This is a genomic window from Bauldia sp. (assembly GCF_965232525.1).
Lineage (GTDB): Bacteria > Pseudomonadota > Alphaproteobacteria > Rhizobiales > Kaistiaceae > Bauldia.
The window spans coordinates 2845173-2866558 of sequence record NZ_OZ246980.1 but is presented as its reverse complement, the minus strand read 5'-3'; the positions used below and the strand labels follow the sequence as shown (position 1 = coordinate 2866558).

At 62.6% G+C, this 21386-nt stretch carries 30 protein-coding genes; 16 read left to right on the top strand and 14 right to left on the bottom strand.

The genetic code is table 11. The features are described from left to right. The first annotated feature begins 159 nt into the window (after positions 1-159). A complete protein-coding gene (locus tag ACO076_RS13570; RefSeq protein ID WP_421723368.1) occupies positions 160-759 on the top strand; it encodes a hypothetical protein in 600 nt (199 codons plus the stop codon). Positions 760-811: 52 nt separating this feature from the next. Here ACO076_RS13570 and ACO076_RS13565 read toward each other — a convergent pair whose 3' ends face one another. Together ACO076_RS13565 and ACO076_RS13560 are read right to left on the bottom strand one after the other, a co-directional pair. Next, positions 812-1681: a Kiwa anti-phage protein KwaB-like domain-containing protein gene (locus tag ACO076_RS13565; RefSeq protein ID WP_421723367.1), complete on the bottom strand. Its 870-nt coding sequence runs from the start codon at positions 1679-1681 to the stop codon at positions 812-814. Positions 1682-1688: 7 nt separating this feature from the next. After that, positions 1689-2207 carry a hypothetical protein gene (locus ACO076_RS13560; RefSeq protein ID WP_421723366.1) on the bottom strand — a complete coding sequence of 173 codons (519 nt, stop codon included), beginning with the start codon at positions 2205-2207 and terminating at the stop codon, positions 1689-1691. Between the two features lie 162 nt (positions 2208-2369). Between ACO076_RS13560 and ACO076_RS13555 the strand changes: the two genes are divergently transcribed. Both ACO076_RS13555 and ACO076_RS13550 read left to right on the top strand, forming a co-directional pair. After that, entirely contained in the window at positions 2370-2819 is a 450-nt protein-coding gene (locus ACO076_RS13555) for a hypothetical protein (protein WP_421723365.1), read from the top strand. A gap of 122 nt (positions 2820-2941) precedes the next feature. Further along, positions 2942-3394 carry a hypothetical protein gene (locus ACO076_RS13550; RefSeq protein WP_421723364.1) on the top strand — a complete coding sequence of 151 codons (453 nt, stop codon included), beginning with the start codon at positions 2942-2944 and terminating at the stop codon, positions 3392-3394. A gap of 36 nt (positions 3395-3430) precedes the next feature. Here the strand turns inward: ACO076_RS13550 and ACO076_RS13545 are convergent, their stop codons facing one another. Both ACO076_RS13545 and ACO076_RS13540 read right to left on the bottom strand, forming a co-directional pair. After that, on the bottom strand, positions 3431-3913 hold the full coding sequence (locus ACO076_RS13545) for a hypothetical protein (protein ID WP_421723363.1): 483 nt from the start codon (positions 3911-3913) through the stop codon (positions 3431-3433). Between the two features lie 145 nt (positions 3914-4058). After that, positions 4059-5237 carry an ATP-grasp domain-containing protein gene (locus tag ACO076_RS13540; RefSeq protein ID WP_421723362.1) on the bottom strand — a complete coding sequence of 393 codons (1179 nt, stop codon included), beginning with the start codon at positions 5235-5237 and terminating at the stop codon, positions 4059-4061. 111 nt (positions 5238-5348) lie between these two features. On the opposite strand from ACO076_RS13540, the gene ACO076_RS13535 reads away from it, so the two are divergent. The 5 genes from ACO076_RS13535 to ACO076_RS13515 all read left to right on the top strand — a co-directional run bounded on the left by ACO076_RS13535 (position 5349) and on the right by ACO076_RS13515 (position 8207). Next, positions 5349-5765: a cupin domain-containing protein gene (locus ACO076_RS13535; RefSeq protein ID WP_421723361.1), complete on the top strand. Its 417-nt coding sequence runs from the start codon at positions 5349-5351 to the stop codon at positions 5763-5765. 48 nt (positions 5766-5813) lie between these two features. Then, on the top strand, positions 5814-5939 hold the full coding sequence (locus ACO076_RS13530; protein WP_421723360.1) for a hypothetical protein: 126 nt from the start codon (positions 5814-5816) through the stop codon (positions 5937-5939). A gap of 13 nt (positions 5940-5952) precedes the next feature. Beyond that, complete coding sequence (locus ACO076_RS13525; RefSeq protein WP_421723359.1) at positions 5953-6483, top strand: hypothetical protein; 531 nt, start codon at positions 5953-5955, stop codon at positions 6481-6483. A gap of 151 nt (positions 6484-6634) precedes the next feature. After that, complete coding sequence (locus tag ACO076_RS13520) at positions 6635-7192, top strand: DsbA family protein (protein WP_421723358.1); 558 nt, start codon at positions 6635-6637, stop codon at positions 7190-7192. A gap of 679 nt (positions 7193-7871) precedes the next feature. Beyond that, positions 7872-8207 carry a hypothetical protein gene (locus ACO076_RS13515; RefSeq protein WP_421723357.1) on the top strand — a complete coding sequence of 112 codons (336 nt, stop codon included), beginning with the start codon at positions 7872-7874 and terminating at the stop codon, positions 8205-8207. Positions 8208-8223: 16 nt separating this feature from the next. Here ACO076_RS13515 and ACO076_RS13510 read toward each other — a convergent pair whose 3' ends face one another. The 3 genes from ACO076_RS13510 to ACO076_RS13500 form a co-directional block, all read right to left on the bottom strand. Continuing rightward, positions 8224-8850: a division plane positioning ATPase MipZ gene (locus ACO076_RS13510; protein ID WP_421723356.1), complete on the bottom strand. Its 627-nt coding sequence runs from the start codon at positions 8848-8850 to the stop codon at positions 8224-8226. A gap of 19 nt (positions 8851-8869) precedes the next feature. Then, positions 8870-10441 carry a CHAD domain-containing protein gene (locus tag ACO076_RS13505; RefSeq protein WP_421723355.1) on the bottom strand — a complete coding sequence of 524 codons (1572 nt, stop codon included), beginning with the start codon at positions 10439-10441 and terminating at the stop codon, positions 8870-8872. Positions 10442-10606: 165 nt separating this feature from the next. Further along, the gene (locus tag ACO076_RS13500; RefSeq protein WP_421723354.1) at positions 10607-11116 is read right to left on the bottom strand and encodes a hypothetical protein; all 510 of its coding nucleotides are present in this window, start codon (positions 11114-11116) and stop codon (positions 10607-10609) included. Between the two features lie 70 nt (positions 11117-11186). On the opposite strand from ACO076_RS13500, the gene ACO076_RS13495 reads away from it, so the two are divergent. The 3 genes from ACO076_RS13495 (at position 11187) to ACO076_RS13485 (ending at position 12774) form a co-directional block, all read left to right on the top strand. Then, positions 11187-11597, top strand: coding sequence for a hypothetical protein (locus tag ACO076_RS13495; RefSeq protein WP_421723353.1), 411 nt, complete (start codon positions 11187-11189; stop codon positions 11595-11597). Continuing rightward, complete coding sequence (locus tag ACO076_RS13490) at positions 11566-12225, top strand: ribonuclease T2 family protein (protein ID WP_421723352.1); 660 nt, start codon at positions 11566-11568, stop codon at positions 12223-12225. Before ACO076_RS13495 ends, ACO076_RS13490 begins: the two co-directional genes overlap by 32 nt. 129 nt (positions 12226-12354) lie before the next feature. Then, on the top strand, positions 12355-12774 hold the full coding sequence (locus ACO076_RS13485; protein ID WP_421723351.1) for a hypothetical protein: 420 nt from the start codon (positions 12355-12357) through the stop codon (positions 12772-12774). A 128-nt stretch (positions 12775-12902) separates the two neighbouring features. Here the strand turns inward: ACO076_RS13485 and ACO076_RS13480 are convergent, their stop codons facing one another. Continuing rightward, entirely contained in the window at positions 12903-13538 is a 636-nt protein-coding gene (locus tag ACO076_RS13480; protein WP_421723350.1) for an outer membrane protein, read from the bottom strand. Positions 13539-13804: 266 nt separating this feature from the next. On the opposite strand from ACO076_RS13480, the gene ACO076_RS13475 reads away from it, so the two are divergent. Further along, positions 13805-14560: an SDR family oxidoreductase gene (locus ACO076_RS13475; RefSeq protein WP_421723349.1), complete on the top strand. Its 756-nt coding sequence runs from the start codon at positions 13805-13807 to the stop codon at positions 14558-14560. A 4-nt stretch (positions 14561-14564) separates the two neighbouring features. Then, positions 14565-16472 (top strand): excinuclease ABC subunit UvrC, encoded by a 1908-nt coding sequence (gene uvrC / locus ACO076_RS13470; protein WP_421723348.1) that lies wholly within the window; start codon positions 14565-14567, stop codon positions 16470-16472. On the opposite strand, the gene ACO076_RS13465 is transcribed toward uvrC, so the two are convergent. The 5 genes from ACO076_RS13465 to ACO076_RS13445 all read right to left on the bottom strand — a co-directional run bounded on the left by ACO076_RS13465 (position 16469) and on the right by ACO076_RS13445 (position 19427). Then, positions 16469-17077 carry an ATP-dependent Clp protease proteolytic subunit gene (locus ACO076_RS13465; RefSeq protein WP_421723347.1) on the bottom strand — a complete coding sequence of 203 codons (609 nt, stop codon included), beginning with the start codon at positions 17075-17077 and terminating at the stop codon, positions 16469-16471. The two genes, uvrC and ACO076_RS13465, sit on opposite strands and share 4 nt — an antisense overlap. Positions 17078-17120: 43 nt before the next feature. Continuing rightward, positions 17121-17474, bottom strand: coding sequence for an SRPBCC family protein (locus ACO076_RS13460; RefSeq protein ID WP_421723346.1), 354 nt, complete (start codon positions 17472-17474; stop codon positions 17121-17123). After that, positions 17471-17782, bottom strand: a complete 312-nt coding sequence (locus ACO076_RS13455) for an ArsR/SmtB family transcription factor (RefSeq protein ID WP_421723345.1) — start codon at positions 17780-17782, stop codon at positions 17471-17473. The genes ACO076_RS13460 and ACO076_RS13455 overlap by 4 nt, the downstream gene beginning before the upstream one ends. 78 nt (positions 17783-17860) lie before the next feature. Continuing rightward, complete coding sequence (locus ACO076_RS13450) at positions 17861-18829, bottom strand: glycosyltransferase family 2 protein (RefSeq protein ID WP_421726735.1); 969 nt, start codon at positions 18827-18829, stop codon at positions 17861-17863. An 82-nt stretch (positions 18830-18911) separates the two neighbouring features. Next, on the bottom strand, positions 18912-19427 hold the full coding sequence (locus tag ACO076_RS13445; protein ID WP_421723344.1) for a diacylglycerol kinase: 516 nt from the start codon (positions 19425-19427) through the stop codon (positions 18912-18914). On the opposite strand from ACO076_RS13445, the gene pgsA reads away from it, so the two are divergent. The 3 genes from pgsA to ACO076_RS13430 are packed head-to-tail and all read left to right on the top strand — an operon-like array spanning position 19407 to position 20780. Further along, positions 19407-20048, top strand: a complete 642-nt coding sequence (gene pgsA / locus ACO076_RS13440) for a CDP-diacylglycerol--glycerol-3-phosphate 3-phosphatidyltransferase (RefSeq protein ID WP_421723343.1) — start codon at positions 19407-19409, stop codon at positions 20046-20048. The genes ACO076_RS13445 and pgsA overlap by 21 nt on opposite strands. Further along, entirely contained in the window at positions 20045-20296 is a 252-nt protein-coding gene (gene moaD, locus ACO076_RS13435; RefSeq protein ID WP_421723342.1) for a molybdopterin converting factor subunit 1, read from the top strand. The genes pgsA and moaD overlap by 4 nt, the downstream gene beginning before the upstream one ends. Position 20297: 1 nt before the next feature. Beyond that, positions 20298-20780 carry a molybdenum cofactor biosynthesis protein MoaE gene (locus tag ACO076_RS13430; RefSeq protein ID WP_421723341.1) on the top strand — a complete coding sequence of 161 codons (483 nt, stop codon included), beginning with the start codon at positions 20298-20300 and terminating at the stop codon, positions 20778-20780. A gap of 13 nt (positions 20781-20793) precedes the next feature. On the opposite strand, the gene ndk is transcribed toward ACO076_RS13430, so the two are convergent. After that, positions 20794-21216 carry a nucleoside-diphosphate kinase gene (ndk, locus tag ACO076_RS13425; RefSeq protein ID WP_421723340.1) on the bottom strand — a complete coding sequence of 141 codons (423 nt, stop codon included), beginning with the start codon at positions 21214-21216 and terminating at the stop codon, positions 20794-20796. Positions 21217-21386 lie beyond the last annotated feature (170 nt).

Below are 21386 nucleotides of genomic sequence, written 5' to 3'. Positions count from 1 at the left end.
TGTTGAGGGCATCTTATCACAGTATTTCTGGTTGCAACGTGATTCGCCTTTGGGGGCCAGTCGATGGCCAGGACAGGTAAGTGCTTCGAGCTTCTTGATCTCCCGAAGTTCGCGCGCCCTAGTGTTATCCGACCGAATGTCGCACTCACCGCGAGAGAAGTGGCCGTTCGTTTGGGCGACAAGGGCTTCATGTCGTACGGACAAGTATGGCCACGGCTAGGTCATGCAATACGCGGCCTGGCGGACGATGAGTTTATCTCAATGGCGTTTTCGTCCTACAAGGATGAATGGAAGAACCAGACCATCCGCGAAGGTTATACACTGCTGAGAGATTACTTCGGAGGACGCGGAAATTGGTATCCCGCTCGATCCAAACCAATCTATGTTCTCGGATTTTGGTTCAAGCCAAGCATAAAGGGTATTTGGTACGTTGACGGCCAAGCCTATGCGGTCGCGATTAACCTGCGGAAAGGGCAACCTCTTTCCGAAGACGACGCCCGGTTTATGGCTCGCGGAATCTACGAGTTGCATTGCATCGATGATCCGAATGATCCTGTCCCGCTGATACTGGATGTCAGCGAACAGAAGCCGAAAGCGGGTCGTAGCCTCCGACCTCATCTGGTTCAAATAGAAGACACTGTCCCACTCGCGACTTTCGAAGACTCCATTCGAGAATTTCTTGTTGCACTTAATGTGGTTGGCCTATCACTACCGCCTCCCCCTGACTTGGACAGTGTTGTCGACCTTTTTAGACGATAATTCGCGAACTCATTATCGACCGCGATCGACGCCACGACCAACCGTTGGACGTCTATGTCGGTACAGGCCGCTTTGAATTCGCTATGTATCTGAAACCGCTTAGAGACGCGCGATACAACCCATCATCGAGAAATCGAAGTAAATTTTTTAATTCTCGTCTGTCAGGCGGAAATACAATACTACCGCCGTTAAGATCAATCTGCAGGCCAACAGACGCCGCTCTATTTACTATCTCTTGCGGATGATGCTCGTCAAGAGTTCGCAGTCTATGTATTTTGTTGATCATTTTTCGTGCGGTTTGATCGCATGCGTCTTTTAATACGCCAATGTCTTCAATGTACACGCTCTGATGATCTGCGAATTCTTCTATATTTTCGTCCGTGGCCTCTTGAAAAAACAATTGTATGCGAAATATTCTACGCAGATTCGCGTAGCTTTTGAATTTCATGGAATTAGCATCAATGACGGCAACTAAATTACGTGAGATAGCAAAAGCTGGTTGATTAAACAACCTGAAGCTTGTTCCATCGAAGATAAAAGCCCCGTCTCGGACCAATATCTGCCGAGCTCCAAAATTTTGAACTAGTACTTGGTCCATACCGCCGGCTTCACTCTTTGCAAACAGCGCGACTACCGAGCCCCCATTTATGGCGGCTGGGTCCATTGTGGGCGTTGCGACCGTGTTCGCATCCACCGCATCCAACATGAGCCGCCCCTCCGGCGTCAGAGGAAGACTTAGCAATTCATTCTCGTCCGGCGTCCAATCGCCATCGAATTCGACTTCTTCATTGATTCCCTCGAAGAACGCGGCCTCCATTAGTTGGAGCCTCTGCCCAAGCGAGGTTTGGGCGTGCCGCTCAAGCCGGACGCGCCTGACTTCCAACTCGTCTTCCATATTTCTTGATGCTGCGAACAGGTTCAAAGAACGGCTAGCCTCCCACGTCCAACAGTATGTACTCTGTCAGCTGACACACTTCAAACTCATCGGCCGACGTACGAAGATATTTTTTCGTAATCAAGACAAAAACAACTCCCTCCGTTGACTGCACCTTGTAAAAGTGCCAGCCCATCAGGCCAAGCAATGGATTGAAATGGTAACTATAGCCGGTCGCGGTAATGAGCCCAAAAATTACGATGGTTGGTACCCAAAGGTACCAATTCAAGGATGAGAATTGAGCGGCAAACAATGGAGAAATATACAAAATGAGAAATGCTATGTTTTCTCGGTCAGCAGCTTCTATGGTAGTCGCTCTAAACCTCTCTATTTCTACATATTCTTGAGCTCTTGTCACAATATAAAGACAAAAAAGGAACAACAAAAAAGAAACGAGCAGTATTATTATCGCAGATTTGTAGTCGGACTCGACAGCCGATACCCAAGCATACACAATTCCGACCGGAGCGATGGATGAAGCGACTAAAAGGAGCTTTGCGATCTTGCTAAACATTCAGGTTCCTCGCTACAAGTTCCCTCCATTTGAATTATAACATATATGGAACATAGCATGAACAAATTTCTGATGTTCCCTGTGCCCTCCAAAGCGACGGATTGACGACGTCGGTCGCCCCCGCACCCCCATGCTCCCCTCCCCCCAAACGGAGGCCCCATCATGTCCGCCATCGTTCGTCTCGTTGCGCTGGTCGGTGTCGCTTGTCTTCCCGCCCTGGCTGAGGCCGAGGAGCCGCCCGATCTCACCGGCGCCTGGGTGACGTTGACCGGCGAAGTGTCCCATTGGGAGGGTGGTCTTTACGATCAGAGCGGGACGACCGGCACCCTGATCGTCGAGGAGCAGTTCCGCGGCGTCTTTCGCGGCACCATGACTTGGGCGAACGACATCGACGGCCCCGAATTCCAGGGCGCCGCCGGCATCCAGCACCTGCAGTCGGAAAACGTCGTCGGCGCGATCGGCTTCGACAACGAGACCGTGTACTGGGCCGACCACGAGGACGAGACCACCTACCGCGCCCGCCTCGTGAACCGCGACACCATGGAGGTGATCGCGCTGGAAGCCGGCCCGTTTGCCGTCGCGACCCGCACCATCATGATCCGGCAGGACTGAGCGCCAGGCGGGGGCGGAGCATCATTCGTGCCGATGCCGCGCTGTTAAGCGCGCGTCGGAAACGCTGTCTACAATGATCCGCATCTATCCAAAGCCTGCGCCCCAACACCGGAGAAATCGCCATGAAGACTCTTTCGGCCGCCCTCGTGCTCCTCATCGGCTTGGCTATACCCACCACCGCTTCGGCGCAGTCTGATCAAGCCCCCAACCTGGTGGGAACCTGGGAGATCGTCTTCGAGACGCTCGAAATGGCCGACGGGACGAGTGTGGACGCCACCGCTTTCGAAGCGACGATCGTCCTCACCGAGCAAGAGGGTTACATGGTACGCGGCCAATTGCGTTTCACGAGCGACCTCGGAAACTTCCATGACGGCGAGCAGCAGGTGTCGGAGCGCGACGTGGGTCTGATGGGCGTCATCTCATGGTCCGGAGACGAGATTACCCTGATCTCCCACGGCGAAGCCGATGCCTGGGTGATTTCGGGTCAACTTGCCGAGCCCGACGTGATGGAGTTGATCGGCTACGAGACCGGCGAGCACGCTTGGGTGTCGCGAAAGCGCGCGGTTCGCCGTTAGGCGTCAGCGACGGCCGCCGAAAGGGATGACGGGGCGCTACTCGCAGGTCACGTCCAGGTCGTAAGACGACTCGCCGGCGTCGTCGAAGCTGATCGCCACGGTCCCGGCTGCGCCGGCATACGCGCCGGTCCCGCCGTGCACGGACCAGCGGGCTTCGGCCGGCACGGTGGTCGCCTCGGGCAGGGCGTAGTCTTCCACCGCTGCGTCATGCAACTGGGTCACGAACAGGACGCCATCGTCGAGCGCAAGCACCAGTTCGACGGCGAGCGCGTCCGGCGCCCCACCGGCGTCAACCGCCAGGACCGTGTTGATCCAGTAGGCCGTGCCGCTGCGCGCGCCGTCGCTGGCGCGTATCTCGCGGTGCCCGCCGCGCTTGTCGCCGACGCTCGGGCCCCCGCTGTCGTCATGGTCGAAGAAATACGCCTCGCGGGTGCCGGGAACCGATTCCAGCGTCATCGGCCCGCATTCGGCCAAGGCGCCCGCCCCGGCTCCTAAAACGAACAGGGCCGCCCCCGGCATCAGCCTCCCTAGCATCCGCATTGCCGCTCTCCCCTTCCCCGCGATCGATTTGAGCATGCTGGTGCTTGTCTTTCGGTAACGCCGCGAAGCCCGTCGCATCACCCACTCGCGCCGCGCCGGGCAGCGACTTTGGCGTGGATGGCGGTCAGCCGGCGCCGCGGTCCGGGAGCGGATCGGGCATTGGCGAGCCGTCCCAGGAGATATCCTCGTTGAACGCCGCATTGAGCGGAATGTGCTCGTCGCGCGCCACCGCCTTCCAGTGGCGCCGCTGAACGTAGTAGAGAATCGACGGCAGCAGATCGCGCCCCTCGATCAGCGCGTCGGGCGCGGTCAGCAGGAGCTTCAGCCGTTCGCCGACGCTCAAATCGACGCCGCCGGATCCGAGCAGCACGGCATCGTATTGCCGCATCACCCCGGCCGGGGCGATCCGCAAATCTCCGGGATCGCCGAGCACCGCCTCGGCGATCCACGCCTGCGGCGTGACGAACACACCCGCGTCGAGCCGCGGATTGCACTCGATCACCACGAAGCCATCGTCGGTACGGCGATAATCGAAGCCGATGAAGCCGTTGTAGCCGAACCGCTCCGCTACCGCTTCCACCACCGCCAGGGTGCCGAAATCGGCGATCGACTGGAACTGCACTGAAAAGCCGCCGGTGGCGGCGATCACCGGCTCGTAAACGCAATGGACGACCACCTTGCCGTCCCGCACCACGCTCAGGGTGCAGGCATCGTTGCCCTCGATGAATTCTTGCACGAGCCAAGGATTGTCGTCGGTCGGCCAGCATTCTTCGATCTGGGTTTCGCCGACCCGCGGGCCATGGTTTGTGTAGCAGAAGGCACCGCCGCGCGAGAATGCCGGCCGGGCGAGATGGCGCTCGAAACGATCGACCTCCCGCCGCAGGGCGTCCTGGGTCGTCACCGTGACCGAGGCCGGGGTGGGCAAGCCGAGGTCTTGGCACACGATTTGGAACCGTGCCTTGTCGTGAAGCTCGACGATCGTGTCGAAATCCGGCGCGAAAACCGGCACCGGTATCCGGTCCCGGTATCGCGACAGGTAAAAGCCCTCCTCGAAGGTGGGGATCACGACGTCGATGTCACGCTCCGTCACGATCCGCGCCACTGCGTCGGTAAAGGCCAGCGGCTCCTTCGATGGAGAGGGCACGACATGGGGCTTGGCGATGCCGCGCGCATGGAGTGACGCGGCGAGTTTGTAAGAATCGGCGACATCCACCCGGGCGCCATGATGAAGCAGCGCACGGGTCAGGCCGACCGCGCCCGGGAATCGCCCGGCGGTCAGCAATGTGTTGGTCTGTTCGGCCATGAACCATGCTCCCCGCTCGTCGCGACGTTATCTTACGCAGCGGATCAGACCGCAAGATGGAAGCGATGCTAAGGTGCAATCCTCGAAACCCCGAGGGAAGAGGTCGACAGAATGAGCGGACGTATTGGCTTGGTGACAACGATCACGGCGTTGGCAGGGATGAGTGCTCTTTGCGTAATCCCGGTTTCCGCCGACGAGGGGCATCGTCCGCCGCCGGGCAGCAACACCATGCTGGTCGCGCCGCTCGAGACCGCCCCCGGGCTTGAAGTCATCGTTTCGGACGTGGTGATCCCACCCAACGCGGAAGTGCCGCCGCACACCCATCCCGGCGAGGAGATCGTCTATGTGATCGAGGGCGCGGCGATCCATCGCGAAGAGGGCCAGGAGGATCGGATCTATCGCGCCGGCGAGGCCTTCGTGATCGGCAAGGGCAAGGTCCATTCGCCGCAAACCACCAACGAGCCCGCCCGCGCCATCGTCTTCCGGGTTCATCCGGTCGGCGCACCGGAACGCATGCCGGCGGAGTGACGAAGCCTCTCCATCAGCCTGGGTGGGCAGGACAACGCTGACCGATTGGTGGGTCAGACCTTCAACCATGGCCGGCTTGGACAGGTCGTCGTCGGCATCATCGACGGTTGTGGCGGCGTCGCCCGCCGCAGTATCTCTGAGCTCAACGCCAAGGGGTTGTTTCAGTTCGAATGAGGACCAGCCGGCAATGAGCGACACAACGCCATCTCACACCGCCGATCGCACGGTCATGATGATCGGTGCCTGTCTCCTCTTTCTCGGCGGCTTGCTGATCGGCATTCCCGTCGGGGCCCCCGGCGCGCCGATCATCGGAATGGCGCATACGCTGGGGTTGCTGGAGGCGGTGTTCATGCTCGCGTTCGTCGCGCTCCGTCCCCTCCTCAGATTCAGCGCGGTCAATGCCTGGCTGTTTTGCGCACTGACGATCGTCAGCTTCTACTGCAACTTTGCCGGCGTCTGCGTGACGGTTCTGACTGGCGCCGGCGGCGGCATGTTCCTCCCGCCGTGGGATGCTTATCTCGATAACACGCCGTCGCCGGCGAACGCCTGGGTCGCCTTTCTTCTCAACACGAGCACTATCGCCTTGATTCTTCCGCTCATGTTGCTGGTCGGCTGGGTGGACCGCTTCCGCCAAAGCGAGGGGCTTCAGAGGGCGACGACCGTCGTGGCGATGGCGGGAACGATCATATTGCTGGTGTGGGCTTATTGGTTTCAATAACAGTCCCGGCGCGGGTGCCAATGCGACGAACGCAGATCGGTGGACCCGCGGTTACGGTCGCGATAAGGGGTCGCCGATGGCCGGTGCACCTCTTGCCGATGTCGCGTCCGCGCGGCAATCTTGCGGCTCCCGCCAAACACGAAGCACCGCCATGTCCTCTGATCCCCATCCCGTCGCGCCCCTCGTCCTCGGCCACGGCCCGACCGAGCTCGAGGTGTTTCTCGAGCCGACCTGCCCGTTTTCGAAGCGCGCCTTCGGCAAGTTTCCGGCACTACTCGAGGCCGCCGGGCCCGAGCGCCTGACGATCCGCATCCGCCTCCTCTCCCAGCCCTGGCATCTCTATTCCGGCGTCGTCACCCGCGGCATCCTGGCGGCCAGCGCCCGCGACGACGGCACCCCGGTCGCGCTCAAGGTGATCGCCGGCGTCTATGCCGATCGCGAGGCGTTCGAGTTCGACGATCATTGCCGCGGCACCAATATGGAGCGCACCCCAGCCGACATCCTCGCCGCACTCTCCAGCCTCGCCGGCACCGATCTGACCGAGGCGTTCTGTTTCCGGACCGTCGACCGGGCGATCCGCTGGCACACCCGCTACGCTCGGCAGATGGGCGTTCACGAGTCGCCGAGCTTCGCCATCGACCGGATGGTCGCGCCGCGCATGTCGTCGGGTCAGTCGGTTGACGAGTGGCTGAAGCTGCTCGGCCTCTAGCCGGGCGCACCCCGGGACCGGCTAATCGACGGGCGGCCCAGCGCCTTGCGGAGCGAGCTGAAATACCTCAGTCTAGGTCTCGACATCGGTCATCTGCGCGGGGTTGGCTGCCGACCGTCTTGTCCGAGTGAAAACCACTGTGACGGGTTCTGAACCCGGAATCCCGAGGGAGACTGTGATGCTGATACGATTGCTGGCCGTGATCGCCCTTGTCTTTTTTGGCGTTTCCACGGCCATCTCTGATGACGCATGCCCGAATGACAAGTGTAATTGTACCCTAGATAGTTGCACGTTTCATGAGGATCTTCAGGGTGGACATTCAAATACTTGGTACACTTACTGTAATAACCAACCGGTCGACAGGAAGAATGTGACATGTGGCCACCCCAGCGCTAATATGAGCTGCAGCAAGCAACAAGAAACGACAACGGAGTGTATCTGCTCTAACCTTGCCGGCAAGAATCACGTCGATCCTGTCTACGTTACGATCAAGTGTTCATAGGGCTGATAGGGAGGGAGCGGCGCGGTCCACGACCGCCCGGCGCCTTGCGGAGCGCGCTGAAATACCTCAGTCTCGGCCTCGACATCGGTTATCTGCGCGAGGTTAGCTGCCGATCACCTTGTCCGAGTGAAAACCACCGTGACGGGTTCTGAACCCGGGATCCCGAGGGAGAATATGATGGCGATACGGTTGCTGGCCATGATCGGCTTTATCCTTCTTGGTTTCTCCGCTGCCTATTCAGACACATGCGATAGTGATGGCAATTGCTATTGCGATGAAATTAGCTGCGATTATCACGAGGACATTCAGGGTGGACAAGGAAACACCTGGTATATTTATTGCTATGGCAACCCGATCGATAAGGATTCGGTAAGTTGTGAGCACCCAAGCGCCAATATGACGTGTAGTAAACAAAAGGAAACGACAACAGAGTGCATTTGCCACAACTGGGCTAGCAAGAAACACAATGACCCGGTCTACATTGAGGTCACGTGCCCGCCGAAACAACGCTGAGAACGGGCGCGCCCGATCAGCCGCGATCCTCGATCAGATGGATCAGCGGCAGCCAGTCGTCGACGACGCCGGCGCGGCGCGCCGGGGAGAGGTCGAAGACGCCGAGCCCGCGGCGGGCGACGTCCTGATAGGTTGAGCGATCGCGCAGCCGAGCGGCGACGTCGTGACCGAGCTTCGCCAGGAACGTCTCCAGCTCGGTTTCCGCCTTGGTTCGCGCCCGTAACCGGTTGCCGATAACGGCGACCGGCTTCTTGCCCTTGCGGATCGGCTTCAACGCCTCGACTTTTTTCAAGAACGCCTTGGTGGCCCGCTCGTCGAACACCGACGGCAGCACCGGCATGACGACGATGTCGGCGCGCTTGAGCAGGTCCTGAACGTGGCGCGACCGCAGGCCGGCACCGGAGTCGATCACCAGCCGGTCGATGTCGTCGGGCAGCTTGCCGTCCCGCTTGTGCCAGTCGAGCGCGGCGATCCTCGGCGCGTCCTTTGGGCGCCGCTTGAACCAGCCGAGACAGGAGCGCTGCCGATCGGCGTCGGCGAGCGCGGTCACCAGCCCGGCATTGGCGAACGCGGTCGCGAGATTGGTCGCCACGGTCGTCTTGCCGCAACCGCCCTTGGCGTTGGCCACCAGGATCGAGATCATCGTGGCCCCGCCTCGCCTTTCACGATTTCCAGAACGGCCGGGCTTCGGTGAACCGGAGCCAGTCCTCGCGCATGTGCGGTTCGACGTGGCGGAGCCGATGTCCGTACCAGCCTTTGATCATCGCCGCGGCGGTCTCGCCATCCGGCGCGTCGGCAGCGAGGCCGTCGGCAATCCCGCCGGCCACCGTCGCGTCGTTGAGGCGACCGAGATCGTCCTGCAGGGCCGACAGGCGCTTGAGGTAAGCCTTGGTCAGCTTGCCGGGAAACAGGTCGCGGAAGTCGTCGCAGGCATAGCGCAGCTTCTTCAGCGCGATCCGCACCTCATGCCGCTCCGCATAGGCCAGGTCGGCAAAACCTCGGCCGAGCTTCAGTACCTTCTTATGCCGCTTCTGCAGGACGGTTGCGGCAAGCGCGTCGAGCGGTTTATCCCGGTCGCGTCGAACGAGCCCGCCGGCTTCGCCGGCGAGTAGGAGATCGAGGAGAAAACGGTTGAACCAGCGCGCCTCGACCAGATCGCGCACGGCCTGGTGTGCCGCGTCGCGCCGTTCCTGCGCGGCCACCGCCAAGGCCGAAAGCTCGGGGTTTTCCGGGTTGCTCTCCAGCACCGGCGGCAGGGTCTCCAGCAAAAAGACGTCGTAGTCGCGCGCCGGTCCCAGCGCCTTGAATCCGTTCCTGGCCGCCTGGTCGAGGGCCTCGACCTGCCGCGTCACGTGGCCCTTGAACAGGGTAAAGCCGGATCGCAGGCGGCGGAGCGCCACGCGAAGCTGGTGCACGCCCTCCGGGTTCCGGCCATCCGCGGCCGCCGCGATGTTGCCCAGCACCTGGTTGGTCGATGCCGCCACCATGCGCGCCAGCGCCGTATCAATCGTGTCGGCCGGCGTCAGACGTGGCTTGATCGCCTTCGTCGTCCGTGGCGGCACGTCGTCGGCGAGGTCCATGCCCCGGTCTGACTTGGTCCTTGTCCCGATGACGAAGTTGCGGTTGCGCAGTGTCGTCTTCAGATGCCGGAGCATGGCGGCGAGCCCACCGTCGAGCAGCTCGAGCTCGAGTTCGGCGATCGGCGCCTCGCGTTTCCCAGCGGCAATCGTGCCGAGGTCGAGCGCGGCTTCGACCGAGGCACCAGGCAGGTCGAGACGCTTTCGGGTCCGCTCGAAGGTTGTGGCGAACACCGGTCTCAGTTCCTCGGGCAGAATGGTCCCGATTTGACTACGCGGCGCTTCCGGCGGCAACTCCGCCAGGTCCACCAGCGGCTCGCTCAGCGTTGCGGTCCATTCGCCGCGGGCGAGCGGACCGCCATCCTGGCGCTTGAGCGTCAGTTCGATCACGTCGCCACGTCGACGCAACCGAAGCGTGTAGCCCCGCTGCCACAGTCTCCGGTCGGCGGTATCGAAATAGGTGCTGTCGACATCGGCGATCTTGGCCGCACCATCGCCGAGCTTGTCGAAGATCGCCGCAAGACTCCGCGGCGTCCCGGCGAGCTTCAGTTCGATCTCGCGAAAGCGGCTTTCCGTTCCGGGTGGAAGCGCCGAGAACCCGTTGGGAGCCGGCCGCATCGACGCGCCGGACGCACTCCTTGCCTCTTCGTCCCGCACCCGACGACCACCCACCTCGATTTCAATGAATCACAACCGCCCGAATACATGACACTTTTACGACAGTATCAAGGAAAACCGGGGAAAATTTTTCCGAAGGCGTTTTCGGCCATTCTGGCCGGGCTGATTTCGCGGAGTCGCGGCTAGTCGCGGCGCCTTTGTGACTTACCCTTGCGCCTTCAGGAGCGCGTCGCGAAGCGGCCCCCGCATCTCGGCGCTGATGTTGTTGTACTCCTCTTCCAGCGACACGACGCGGCCGTCACCGAGGTCGAAGACCCAGAGCGTGGCGAACGACTCGGTGATCGGTCCAAGCTCCTCCTCCTCGATCGTCAGCGTGATCATCGTCGCCTCGCGCTCGGCATCGCCGAACGGCGCACTCTGCGGCCCCTCCTCGACCAGCCGCATGCCGCCTTTGTCGATCTTCGGTGCCTTGAAACTGGCGTCCCAGTCGTAGCTGTCGTCGGCAACCCGAAGCGTCAGGGTCACCGATTCCAGATCGGTCTCGCCGAGGAGATAGTAAACGCAGTACCCGAGAACGCCCGGCGTCCGCGTTTCCAGCGCGACGGAGATCCGCTCTCCGCCGGCGATTTCTTCCGGGCAGGTGAGCCCATCCGGGAACGTGACCTCCTCGGCCGCGGCGAAATTCGAGGCGATCAGGAAAAGCGCACCGGCCATCGGAAGGCTGGCCAGTCTTGACCCGGGCAGGCCGTAAGCGCATTGTCGTTTCAGTCGTCGGGGGGTGTTCATGAAGCGTCTCTGTTTAGCTGCGTTGATAGCGTTTGGCGTAACCGCGCCGGCGGAGGCCGGGTGGTTTCGCGGTGATGGGTACCTTCCGGAGTGCCATTCGCGCCAGGTCCTTGCGACCGTCGCCCAGAAATTCGCCTATGCGAACCGCAAGACCTTCCACTGGGGGGTCAAGATCGAAGCGGTCACCGATGTCTACGAAAAGCCCGAACAGATCCAGGCGCACAGCGATATCGGCCGGCGCTACTGCCGCGGCACGGCGTGGATGACCGACGGTAGCCAGTCCGAGGTGGCCTATCTGATCGAAACCCGCCAGGGCTTTGCCTCCGTTGGCTGGCGCGTCGAGTCCTGCCTGCCTGCCTATGACGAGTGGCATGTTTATGGCAGTTGGTGCCGCTCGATCCGTCCTTAAGCGTCTCGCCCTTGCCGTCAGCCTGGTTCTCGCGCCGGGGCCGCTCGCCGCGGTCGACGATCAGCCGGGCGACTTCGACTTCTACGTTCTCGCCCTCACCTGGTCGCCGAGCTATTGCGCCAATGCGCGCCGGCCGGACCCGGAGCAATGCGATCTCTCCCGGTCGAGCTTCAACGTGCACGGTCTCTGGCCGCAATTCGAGCGCGGCTATCCGGAGGATTGCCGAAGCACACCCTACGGCCTGACGCGGAGCGACATCGCCAGCATCAGCGACGTCATGCCATCGGGTAAGGAAGCGGCACATGCCTGGAACCGCCACGGAACCTGCTCCGGGCTGAGGCCCAAGGCCTATTTCGACCTGTTGCGGCGAGCGGTCGCGGCGGTGACGATTCCGACGCGGTATCGCGCGCCGGAGACCGCGATCGCGACCAGCCCGAGGACCATCGAGGCGGATTTCCTCGCGGCGAATCCCGGCTTGTCGGAGCGCGGGTTCGCGTTGAGCTGTTCGCGTCAGGGCGTACTCCAGGCGCGGATCTGTCTGACCAAGCGGCTCCAATTCCGGCGCTGCGCCGACGTCGATCGGCTCACTTGCCGGGCGCCGGTTGTGACCTTGGAGCCGGCCCGGTAGGGGGTTGGCGACGACGCGTAGAGCGGAAAGACACAGCCGCGTCGCGTGCGGTGCAGGAACCCCGCCAAAGCGGCGGCGAAGTCTCTTGTCGCCACCCGTGCTCGTCATGGATCGGAAAGGCCGCTGGAAATGAGAACGTTCGCTTACATCGTCTTCATCATCCACGTCGTCTTCGAGCTGATATTCGGGGCGAGCGCCTTTTTGTCAGGCGCGTCATCCTCGCAATCGGCCGAACAGATCGCGCAACAATCAGTTCAGGTGACCATCGCCTTCCGCTTCCTGGGAAGCGCGCTTCTCGCGCTTGGCGTGCTGGGTGCAGTCGTTGTTTTCGTGGCAGGCGTGCAATCGGCCACGGCGAAATATATTGCAATCGGGTTCGCCGCTTTCCACGGCCTTGGCGCGGTCGGAAGCCTCTGGTCCGCCGCCCCGACTTTCGAGGTGTATTCGCAACCGCTGGCCCTTGGCGCTTTGGTCTTGCACGGTCTATTGGCACTCGGCTTCGCGGCCGTTGCGCTGCTGATGAAGACCGAGGACCGAGCGTCGCGTTAACCGGCGACTCGCTGCGCGGTGCCCTTCGCAGGGGGATTGAATCCGCGCAGCATCAGCCGGCGCGGGTCGTCCAAAAAAAAAGCCCCGCCGAAGCGGGGCTTCTGGTGTTCATGTTGGCCGGGAGGCGATCAGAACTTCACGCCAAGACCGACGAGGACCTGGTTCGAAGAAAACTCAGCCTTGGTCTTCGGCTTGGTGTCGTAGCTGTGCTTACCGATGTGAGTGTAGCGGTATTCGACGCGCCCAACCACCGTATCGGTCAAAGCCGCCTCGATGCCGGCGCCCACGGTGTAACCGGCGCGCAGCGCCTGATCCGACTTGCCGCCGCGCTTCACATCAAGCGACGCGGCCGCGACACCACCGGTAGCGTAGATCATGGCCCGATCAAAGGCTATGCCGGCACGGGCCCGAAGCGTACCGTTCCAGGGATTCTCGACCCGGATACCGTTGCGCTTGCCGCTCATGCCCGTGGCCGTGATGTCGGTCTCGAAGCCGAACACCATGTTGGGATTCGTCTGGAAGTTGTAGCCACCGAACACGCCACCGACCAGACCGTCGGCGTCCCATTCCCGGCTACCGACCTTCGGGGTTCCCCAGCCATAACCGATCAGGGCACCGGCGTAACCGCCCGTCCAGCTATAAGCCGGGGTCGGGTTGTAGACGATATTCGCCGGCGGCGGATTGTAGATGTCGGCGGCTTGAGCGCCGCCCATTCCGATTGCGAGTGCAACGGCTGCTGCACCCAGGATACGCATACGCGACATAGTAACCTCCTCGTCAGTCTGTGGCGTAAACCGGCCTCCGTCATGTCGAGGAGCCCCCGGTCTTGGCCTCAGATAGGGCCTCAGCAATATGGCGTAAAGGTTAAGGAAATACGGCGGTACGGCGGCCTGTTGATGGAGCTTTTGGGCGTGACAAATAGGACACAAATGGCGGTATCCTGCGGTTTTAGAGACCATGTATGAAATCGTTAACCATGTTAACCAACCTTAACCTGCGACATCCTGGACCGCCGAACACGGGGAATTGAATGACAACGACACCACCCGTCGCGATCGTCACCGGTGCCGCGCGCCGGATCGGAAAGGCGATCGCCGAGGACCTCGCCGCGCACGGCTGGGCGGTCGCAATTCATTATGATCGTTCACGAAATGACGCAGAGGCGACGGCCGCTGCCATTCGCGAAAGCGGTATGACTGCGGTTGCAATTCAAGGCGACCTCGCCGACGGCAACACCCTCCCGGGCCTGCTTCAGCGTGTAAACGACGCCCTCGGTAAACCTTCGTTGTTGGTAAATAATGCGTCAATGTTCACCACCGACGCCGGCGGCCCGCTTGACCTGGAACAGCACGAACGCCAGATGGCGGTGAACCTGACCGCGCCGATCTTCCTGTCGCGGGCGCTCGCCGAACAGCTTCCAGACGAGACCGAAGGCAACGTCGTCAACATCCTCGACCAGAGCGTCTGGAAGCCGACACCGCGCCACTTCTCGTATCAGCTTTCGAAGGTCGGGCTGTGGGAAGCGACCAGGATGCTGGCGCAGTTGCTCGGACCGAAGGTCCGGGTCAATGGCATCGCGCCCGGCCCCACCCTTCGCCACGGCGCGCAGACCGAGGAAGAGTTTCAGGCGCGGATCGATACGATCGTATTGAAACGCGCTCCGGCGCTGGAAGAGTTCGGCCGAACCGTGCGATTCTTCATCGAGAATCGGTCGATCACCGGGCAGATGATCGGCCTCGACGGCGGCCAGCACCTGGCATGGGAAACACCTGACGTCATCGACTGACCGGATGGACCAAGAGACCCGAGCACCCGAAGCGGATAGACCGTCGCGCCGCGGCGTCGACGTGATCGCCGACGTGATCAAGCGGCTGCCGAACGGGCCCGGCGTCTACCGGATGATCGACGCCAACGGCAAGGCGCTCTACGTCGGCAAGGCGCGCAGCCTGAAGAAGCGGGTGCAGAGCTACACACGATTGGCTGGTCAGCCGGGTCGCATCGCCCGGGCGATCATGGCGACTGCGTCGATGGAGTTCGTCTCGACGCGGACCGAGATCGAGGCGCTGCTGCTCGAGGCCAACCTGATCAAGCGGCTGCGGCCACGCTTCAACGTCCTGCTCCGCGACGACAAGTCGTTTCCCTACATCCTGGTCACCGAGGATCACCCGGCACCGGCCATCATCAAGCACCGCGGCGCCCGGAGCCGCAAGGGCACCTATTTCGGTCCCTTCGCCTCCGCCGGCGCGGTTGGCCGGACCATCAACGCGCTACAGCGGGCCTTCCTGTTACGGACCTGCTCGGATTCGTTTTACGAAAGCCGCACCCGCCCCTGCCTGCTCTACCAGATCAAACGCTGCGCAGCCCCGTGCACCGGCGTCGTCTCCGAAGCGGAATACGCCGAGCTGGTCGACGAGGCGAAGGACTTCCTGTCCGGCCGCAGCCAGGCGGTGCGCACCGAGATGCAGGCAGCGATGGAGATCGCTGCCGAACGGCTCGATTTCGAAGCGGCCGCGGTCTACCGCGACCGGCTGGCAGCACTGTCTCACGTCCAGTCTCATCAGGGCATCAATCCGCAATCCCTGCAGGAGGCCGACATCTTCGCCTGCCACCAGCAGGGCGGCGCCACCTGTATCCAGGTGTTCTTCTTCCGCACCGGCCAGAACTGGGGCAACCGCGCCTACTTCCCCCGCGCCGACAAGGATCTCGACTGCGCCGCCGTGCTCGGTGCCTTCCTGGCCCAGTTCTACGACGACAAGCCGGTGCCGCGTCAGGTCCTCCTCTCCCACGACATCCCCGAGCGCGACCTGCTGGCCGAAGCGCTGACGGAAAAGAGCGGCAGCCGGGTTACCGTTAGCGTGCCGCAGCGGGGCGAGAAGAAGGATCTGGTCGATCATGCGCTGGCCAACGCCCGCGAGGCGCTCGGCCGTCAACTCGCCGAATCCTCGTCCCAGAAGAACCTGCTCGCCGACCTGGCCAAGCGGCTCGACCTGCCCGAAGCACCGCGCCGGATCGAGGTCTATGACAATAGCCACATCATGGGCACCAACCCGGTCGGCGCGATGATCGTCGCCGGACCGGAAGGCTTCGCCAAGAGCCAGTACCGTAAGTTCAACATCCGCTCCAAGGACCTCACCCCGGGCGACGACTACGGCATGATGCGTGAGGTGCTGGAACGGCGTTTCTCACGTCTGCTCAAGGAGGCCGGGCCGCGCACCGACGGGGACGACGACGAGACGATGGGCCCGTGGCCGGACCTCCTGATCGTCGATGGCGGCAAGGGCCAGTTGTCGGCGGCGCTGCAGGTGCTCTCCGAACTCGACATCGCTGACCTACCCGTTGTCGGCGTCGCCAAGGGGCCCGAACGCGACGCGGGCAAGGAAACCTTCTTCGTCCCGGGCAAGGCGCCGTTCTCGCTCCAACCCCGCGATCCGGTCCTCTATTTCGTCCAGCGCATGCGCGACGAAGCACATCGTTTCGCGATCGGCTCCCACCGCACCCGCCGCAAGAACGACCTGGCCCGCAACCCGCTGGACGAGGTCGCCGGCATTGGACCAGCGCGGAAGCGTGCCCTCTTGCGCCACTTCGGCACCGCCAAGGCGGTTAGCCGCGCCAGCGTCGACGACCTGCTCGCGGTCCAGGGCATTTCCGCCCAGACCGCCCGGACGATCTACGACCACTTCCACGAGAGCGGCGGTTAGCCGTCGGGGATCGCGCGCTCGGTCAGGATGCGGTCGATCAGACCCCATTCCAGCGCATCTTCGGCGGTCATGAAGTTGTCGCGATCCATCGCCCGCTCGAACTCTTCGTAAGACCGGTTGCAATGCTCGGCGTAGAGCCGCGTCATTCGGTCCTTGGTCCGCCGAGTCTCCTCGGCATGAATCAGGAAGTCCGAGGCCTGCCCCTGGAAGCCGCCGGACGGCTGGTGGATGAGGATGCTGGCATTGGGCAGCGCCGCGCGCTCGCCGGGTTCGCCCGCCATCAGCAGAAACGAGCCCATCGACCGCGCCGTTCCCATGCAGAGCGTATGCACGGGTGCCTTGAGGTATCGCATGGTGTCGTACATCGCGAGGCCGCTGGTCACCACGCCGCCGGGCGAGTTGATGTAGAGATGGATCGGCTTTTTCGGGTTCTCGGCCTCCAACAGCAACAATTGGGCGCAGACGAGCGCCGACACCGTGTCGTTCACCTCGCCGTTCAGGAAGATGATCCGCTCGCGCAGCAGGCGAGAGTAGATGTCGAACGAACGCTCGCCACGGTTGGATTGTTCGACGACCATCGGAATGAGTTGCATCGCTTCGCGCATGGGCGAACTCCAGTCTTGTCAGGTTGCAGTTGGCGGGTGAGCGTCAGGCGGCGCGCATCAGCAGTTGTCCGTTGCTGTTCGCGGCTGGCGGCGCAATCACCCTTGCGTCAGTCAGCGCGTGAATAACCCTAAGAACCGATCCGCCATTCGCGTCGGGCCTGACCTGAAAGGTCACGGTGCTTTCCAGGAACGGCGGTTCGTCCTCGCGCATGCGGTAGCGGATTTCCTCGCCCGGTGACGCGGAGACGGGCTCGGCGTCCGCCAGATCGTCCTCGGGCAGCCATTTCTCGCGCAAGCCCGGCGTACTGATCGCCCGCCAGACTTTTTCGGGCGGTTCGTCCAGGGCGTACTCGAACACCAATTCCTTGGTCTGCCCGCCGGTCTGTGGTTCGCTCATGGCTCCATATCTTTCAGCAACGCCTTAAGGGCATCGATACGCGCCGGCCAATAGGCGCGATACTTGGCAAGCCAACTGGCGATCAGCGCTAGCCCCTCCGGATCGACCTCGTAGTTGACGAAACGCCCCTGACGTTCCTCCCGCACCAGCTGTGCATTGCGCAGCACCGCCAGGTGCTGGGACATCGCCGGCTGGCTGATGGTCATGCCGGTTCGGAGCGCACTGGCGTTCATGCTGCCGCCAGCGAGCTTCTCAAAGATCGCCCGGCGAGTCGGATCGGCCAGCGCCTTGAAGATGTCGTTTTCCATTTCGCGAATACATAAGCATACACTTATCTGATTCGCAACGGCTATGATTTGGTGGATCGGCGCGTCGCCGCCTCGGTCCTATTCGCCTTGCAGCACCTCGTAGTGCCGTGAGCGGCGGCCGGCCATCGCCAGCGTGTAGCCGACGCCGTAGCCGACTAGGCGAATCCCGTCGACCAGGGTGCGTCCCAGGGTGACCGGCGAGATCACCACGAGCACGCTGCCGAAGACCATCTTGCCGGCGGCGGTTGCCACGTTGACCGGCAGACTGCGGCGCTCGTCGGTGCTCTTGCGCCAGAAGCTGGTAGCGGCTTGGTCCCGGGCACGGCGGAACTGATAGGGAAGCGACAGCCGGGCCCGCGGCACGGTCTCGTGGACTACCGCCTCCGGGCACCAGGATGTCTGGGCGCCCAGGCGTTTCGCGGCATGGAACAGCGCGGTGTCCGAGCCGCCGGAGTAGCGCAGCCGCGCGTCGAACCGCAGCTCGTTGCCCCTTAGCCAGCGAACATCGCCCAACCAGTTGTTGGTGATGATGGTGATCCCGTCGTCCTTGCCGCGCGCGCGGCGGCGCGCGTTCTTGCGCTCCTTGCGCTCGTAGCGCTGGCGCACACCACGAAAAATGAAGGCGTCGATCACCGAGGCGTCGGCTGGCGGGAGACAGCGCACCGGACCACCAACCAGGTGCGACGGTTGCTGATTCAGGTGCGCGACAAACGCGGTAAGCCAATCCTGGTCGACCATTTCATCGTCGTCGATGAAGGCGAGGTAGTCCGCGCCCAGCGCGTCGGCCTCTTCGAGCCCACGATTGCGGGCGAAGGGAATGCCGGGCTCGCGCTCCAGCACGTAGCGAACCGGGTGTGGTTGCCCTGGACGCCAGGTTTCGACCAGGGCCTCGACCGGCGCGTCCGGGGCATTGTCGATCACCAGAAACGTCACCGCGACGCCATCCGGCACGCGCAACGTCGAAAACGACTCGAGAAGCTGGCCGAGCATACGCGGGCGACGGCAGGTCGCGACGGCAACGACTATGTGCTGACCCTGTTGGTCCATACGACCCCCGGATTCCTCAAACCCCGGAGAATAGGGCGGCTCGTCCATCGGCCCATAGGACCAAACGACGCGACCGGACGCGCTAAAGTACGATCAGACCGAAATCCTCCGCGGTCACCGCGATCAGATATACGCCAGCCGCCGCCAGCATCGCGAAAACGGCGGCCGATCCGAGGTCCTTGGCCACCTTGCCGAACTCCGACAGCTCGGGCGACAGGCGGTCGACGATTCGCTCGACCGCCGTATTGAGCGCTTCGACGGCGATCAGGATACAAAAAAGGATCAGGATCACCACATAGTCGCGTATCGGGCGACCGAGGACGATGAGCCAGGCAATGGCGAGGATCCCGGCGACGATTTCCAGCCGTGCCGCGAGCTCTGTCCTAAAAAGGTGACTAAAGCCAGCTAGAGAGTAGCCGGCAGCGTGGACGACATGGTTAAAGGCTTTTAGCATGGGCGTGGGGACGACGATTTGGCACGGGCTCGATCGAACCACATTGAGACGCGCGACACATATCCGATTCCGGTTAACGCTTCCGCTGGCATTTTCTGACTCCCGGCGGTACCGGTGACAGCCATGGTTGATCTGCCGAGCCAACAACCCCCGCCCAGCGACACGGCAGGACCGTTCTCGGTGCCTAATCTGTTGACCTATGGGCGGATTGCCGCTGTGCCGGCGATCGTTGCGGTCTACTATCTCGGCAGCAATACCGGCCGCTGGCTGGCGCTCGCTATTTTCATCGCCGCAAGCATCACCGATTTCCTCGACGGCTACTTCGCCCGCATCTGGCAGCAGCAGTCGGCCATCGGCCGCATGCTCGACCCGATCGCCGACAAGCTCCTGGTGGCGACCGCCCTGCTGCTGCTGGTCTCGGACAACACCATCGGCGGCTGGTCGCTGATCGCCGCGCTGGTGATCCTGATGCGGGAGATATCGGTTTCGGGGCTGCGGGAGTTCCTCGCTGAGGTCCGCGTCAGCGTACCGGTCACCCGGCTCGCCAAATGGAAGACGACCCTCCAGATGGTGGCGCTCGGTTTCCTGCTGGCCGGTCCGGCCGGAGATCAGGTGCTCGCCGGCCTCCCCCAGGTCTCCCCCGATCTCGGATTGGTCTCCTATGTCGGCCTGCTGCTGCTGTGGATTTCGGCGCTGGTCACCGTCTACACCGGGTTCGACTACTTCCGCGCCGGCCTGCGGCATATCCTGTCGGAGGGCTCGTGAAGCTTCTCTATTTCGCCTGGATTCGCGAGCGGATCGGGCTCGAGGAAGAGGATATCAGCGTTCCGGACGATGTCGTCACGGTCGCGGACCTGGTGACTTGGCTGGGCAGCCGCGGCGAGCGCTACGCCTACGCGCTATCCGAGCCCAGGGCGATCAGGGTGGCGGTCGATCAGGTTCACGCCAAGCCGACTACAGCTCTTGGCGATGCCCGCGAGGTCGCGCTGTTTCCGCCGATGACCGGAGGCTGACGTGGCGCGGATCGATGTCCGCGTCCAAGGCGCCGACTTCGACACGGCCGCGGAGATCGATCGGGCAACCCGGGACGCTGACGATGTCGGCGCCGTGGTCACCTTCACCGGCCGATGCCGTGGCGACGACGGCCGGCTGACCGCCCTGGAGATCGAGCACTACGCCGGCATGGCCGAGGCCGAAATCCGCCGCATCGCCGAGACCGCGGCGGAGCGCTGGCCGGTGAATACTCTCACCGTCATCCACCGCCACGGGCTGATCCCGGTCGGCGACAACATCGTTCTCGTGGTGGCTACGTCGCGCCGCCGGCAGGCGGCTTTCTCCGCCGCCGACTTCCTCATGGACTACCTGAAGACCAGTGCGCCGTTCTGGAAGAAGGAGCACTCGGTAGAGTCCGAGGATCGCTGGGTCGAAGCCCGGGCGGCCGATGACGATGCCGCCGGCCGCTGGTCAGTCGATCGTGACGAGGACACGACGCCGTAAGGCCGCCACGCGATCAGCCGACGATTTCGATTTCCGGGAACCAGTAGGCGATCTCGACCGCCGCCGTCTCCGGCGCGTCGGAACCGTGCACCGAGTTCTCGCCGATGGAGTTGGCGAAGTCCTTGCGGATCGTCCCCTCGGCGGCCTCCGCCGGGTTGGTAGCGCCCATCACTTCGCGGTTCTTGGCGATGGCGTTCTCGCCTTCGAGCACCTGGACGACCGTCGGGCCGGACGACATGAAATCGCATAGTTCGTCGAAGAACGGCCGCTCTCTGTGGACGGCATAGAAGCCTTCCGCCTGCTTGCGGCTCATCCACACGCGCTTGCTGGCGATGACCCGGAGGCCGGCGTCCTCGAGCCTCGCAATGATCTGGCCGGTCAGGTTCCGTGCCGTCGCATCCGGCTTGATCATCGAAAAGGTTCGCTCGACTGCCATGTTCGCTCCTGTCGGTTTTCGCCCCTAGGGGGTGGAGCCGGCTGTATAGCGACGGCCCCGTGTGCCCACAAGATAGGCTGGGTGATGAAGATGCCCACAGACGGTCCACTGTCATCAAAGCGACATCGATCAGCAAACCTACCGACATGTGAAACCGGTAGCCGGCAACA

Bases quoted from the DNA above. Each gene is read 5' to 3' on its own strand.
- ACO076_RS13500 (WP_421723354.1), bottom strand. From the start codon at position 11,116: ATGGCCGGTGCGCTTTTCCTGATCGCCTCGAATTTCGCCGCGGCCGAG.
- ACO076_RS13555 (WP_421723365.1), top strand. From the start codon at position 2,370: ATGTCCGCCATCGTTCGTCTCGTTGCGCTGGTCGGTGTCGCTTGTCTT.
- ACO076_RS13545 (WP_421723363.1), bottom strand. From the start codon at position 3,913: ATGCCGGGGGCGGCCCTGTTCGTTTTAGGAGCCGGGGCGGGCGCCTTG.
- ndk (WP_421723340.1), bottom strand. From the start codon at position 21,216: ATGGCAGTCGAGCGAACCTTTTCGATGATCAAGCCGGATGCGACGGCA.
- ACO076_RS13520 (WP_421723358.1), top strand. From the start codon at position 6,635: ATGTCCTCTGATCCCCATCCCGTCGCGCCCCTCGTCCTCGGCCACGGC.
- ACO076_RS13510 (WP_421723356.1), bottom strand. From the start codon at position 8,850: ATGATCTCGATCCTGGTGGCCAACGCCAAGGGCGGTTGCGGCAAGACG.
- uvrC (WP_421723348.1), top strand. From the start codon at position 14,565: ATGGACCAAGAGACCCGAGCACCCGAAGCGGATAGACCGTCGCGCCGC.
- ACO076_RS13540 (WP_421723362.1), bottom strand. From the start codon at position 5,237: ATGGCCGAACAGACCAACACATTGCTGACCGCCGGGCGATTCCCGGGC.
- ACO076_RS13455 (WP_421723345.1), bottom strand. From the start codon at position 17,782: ATGGAAAACGACATCTTCAAGGCGCTGGCCGATCCGACTCGCCGGGCG.
- ACO076_RS13560 (WP_421723366.1), bottom strand. From the start codon at position 2,207: ATGTTTAGCAAGATCGCAAAGCTCCTTTTAGTCGCTTCATCCATCGCT.
- ACO076_RS13525 (WP_421723359.1), top strand. From the start codon at position 5,953: ATGAGCGACACAACGCCATCTCACACCGCCGATCGCACGGTCATGATG.
- ACO076_RS13460 (WP_421723346.1), bottom strand. From the start codon at position 17,474: ATGAGCGAACCACAGACCGGCGGGCAGACCAAGGAATTGGTGTTCGAG.
- pgsA (WP_421723343.1), top strand. From the start codon at position 19,407: ATGGTTGATCTGCCGAGCCAACAACCCCCGCCCAGCGACACGGCAGGA.
- ACO076_RS13495 (WP_421723353.1), top strand. From the start codon at position 11,187: ATGAAGCGTCTCTGTTTAGCTGCGTTGATAGCGTTTGGCGTAACCGCG.
- ACO076_RS13485 (WP_421723351.1), top strand. From the start codon at position 12,355: ATGAGAACGTTCGCTTACATCGTCTTCATCATCCACGTCGTCTTCGAG.
- ACO076_RS13465 (WP_421723347.1), bottom strand. From the start codon at position 17,077: ATGCGCGAAGCGATGCAACTCATTCCGATGGTCGTCGAACAATCCAAC.
- ACO076_RS13450 (WP_421726735.1), bottom strand. From the start codon at position 18,829: ATGGACCAACAGGGTCAGCACATAGTCGTTGCCGTCGCGACCTGCCGT.
- ACO076_RS13550 (WP_421723364.1), top strand. From the start codon at position 2,942: ATGAAGACTCTTTCGGCCGCCCTCGTGCTCCTCATCGGCTTGGCTATA.
- ACO076_RS13480 (WP_421723350.1), bottom strand. From the start codon at position 13,538: ATGTCGCGTATGCGTATCCTGGGTGCAGCAGCCGTTGCACTCGCAATC.
- ACO076_RS13490 (WP_421723352.1), top strand. From the start codon at position 11,566: ATGGCAGTTGGTGCCGCTCGATCCGTCCTTAAGCGTCTCGCCCTTGCC.
- ACO076_RS13515 (WP_421723357.1), top strand. From the start codon at position 7,872: ATGGCGATACGGTTGCTGGCCATGATCGGCTTTATCCTTCTTGGTTTC.
- ACO076_RS13475 (WP_421723349.1), top strand. From the start codon at position 13,805: ATGACAACGACACCACCCGTCGCGATCGTCACCGGTGCCGCGCGCCGG.
- ACO076_RS13535 (WP_421723361.1), top strand. From the start codon at position 5,349: ATGAGCGGACGTATTGGCTTGGTGACAACGATCACGGCGTTGGCAGGG.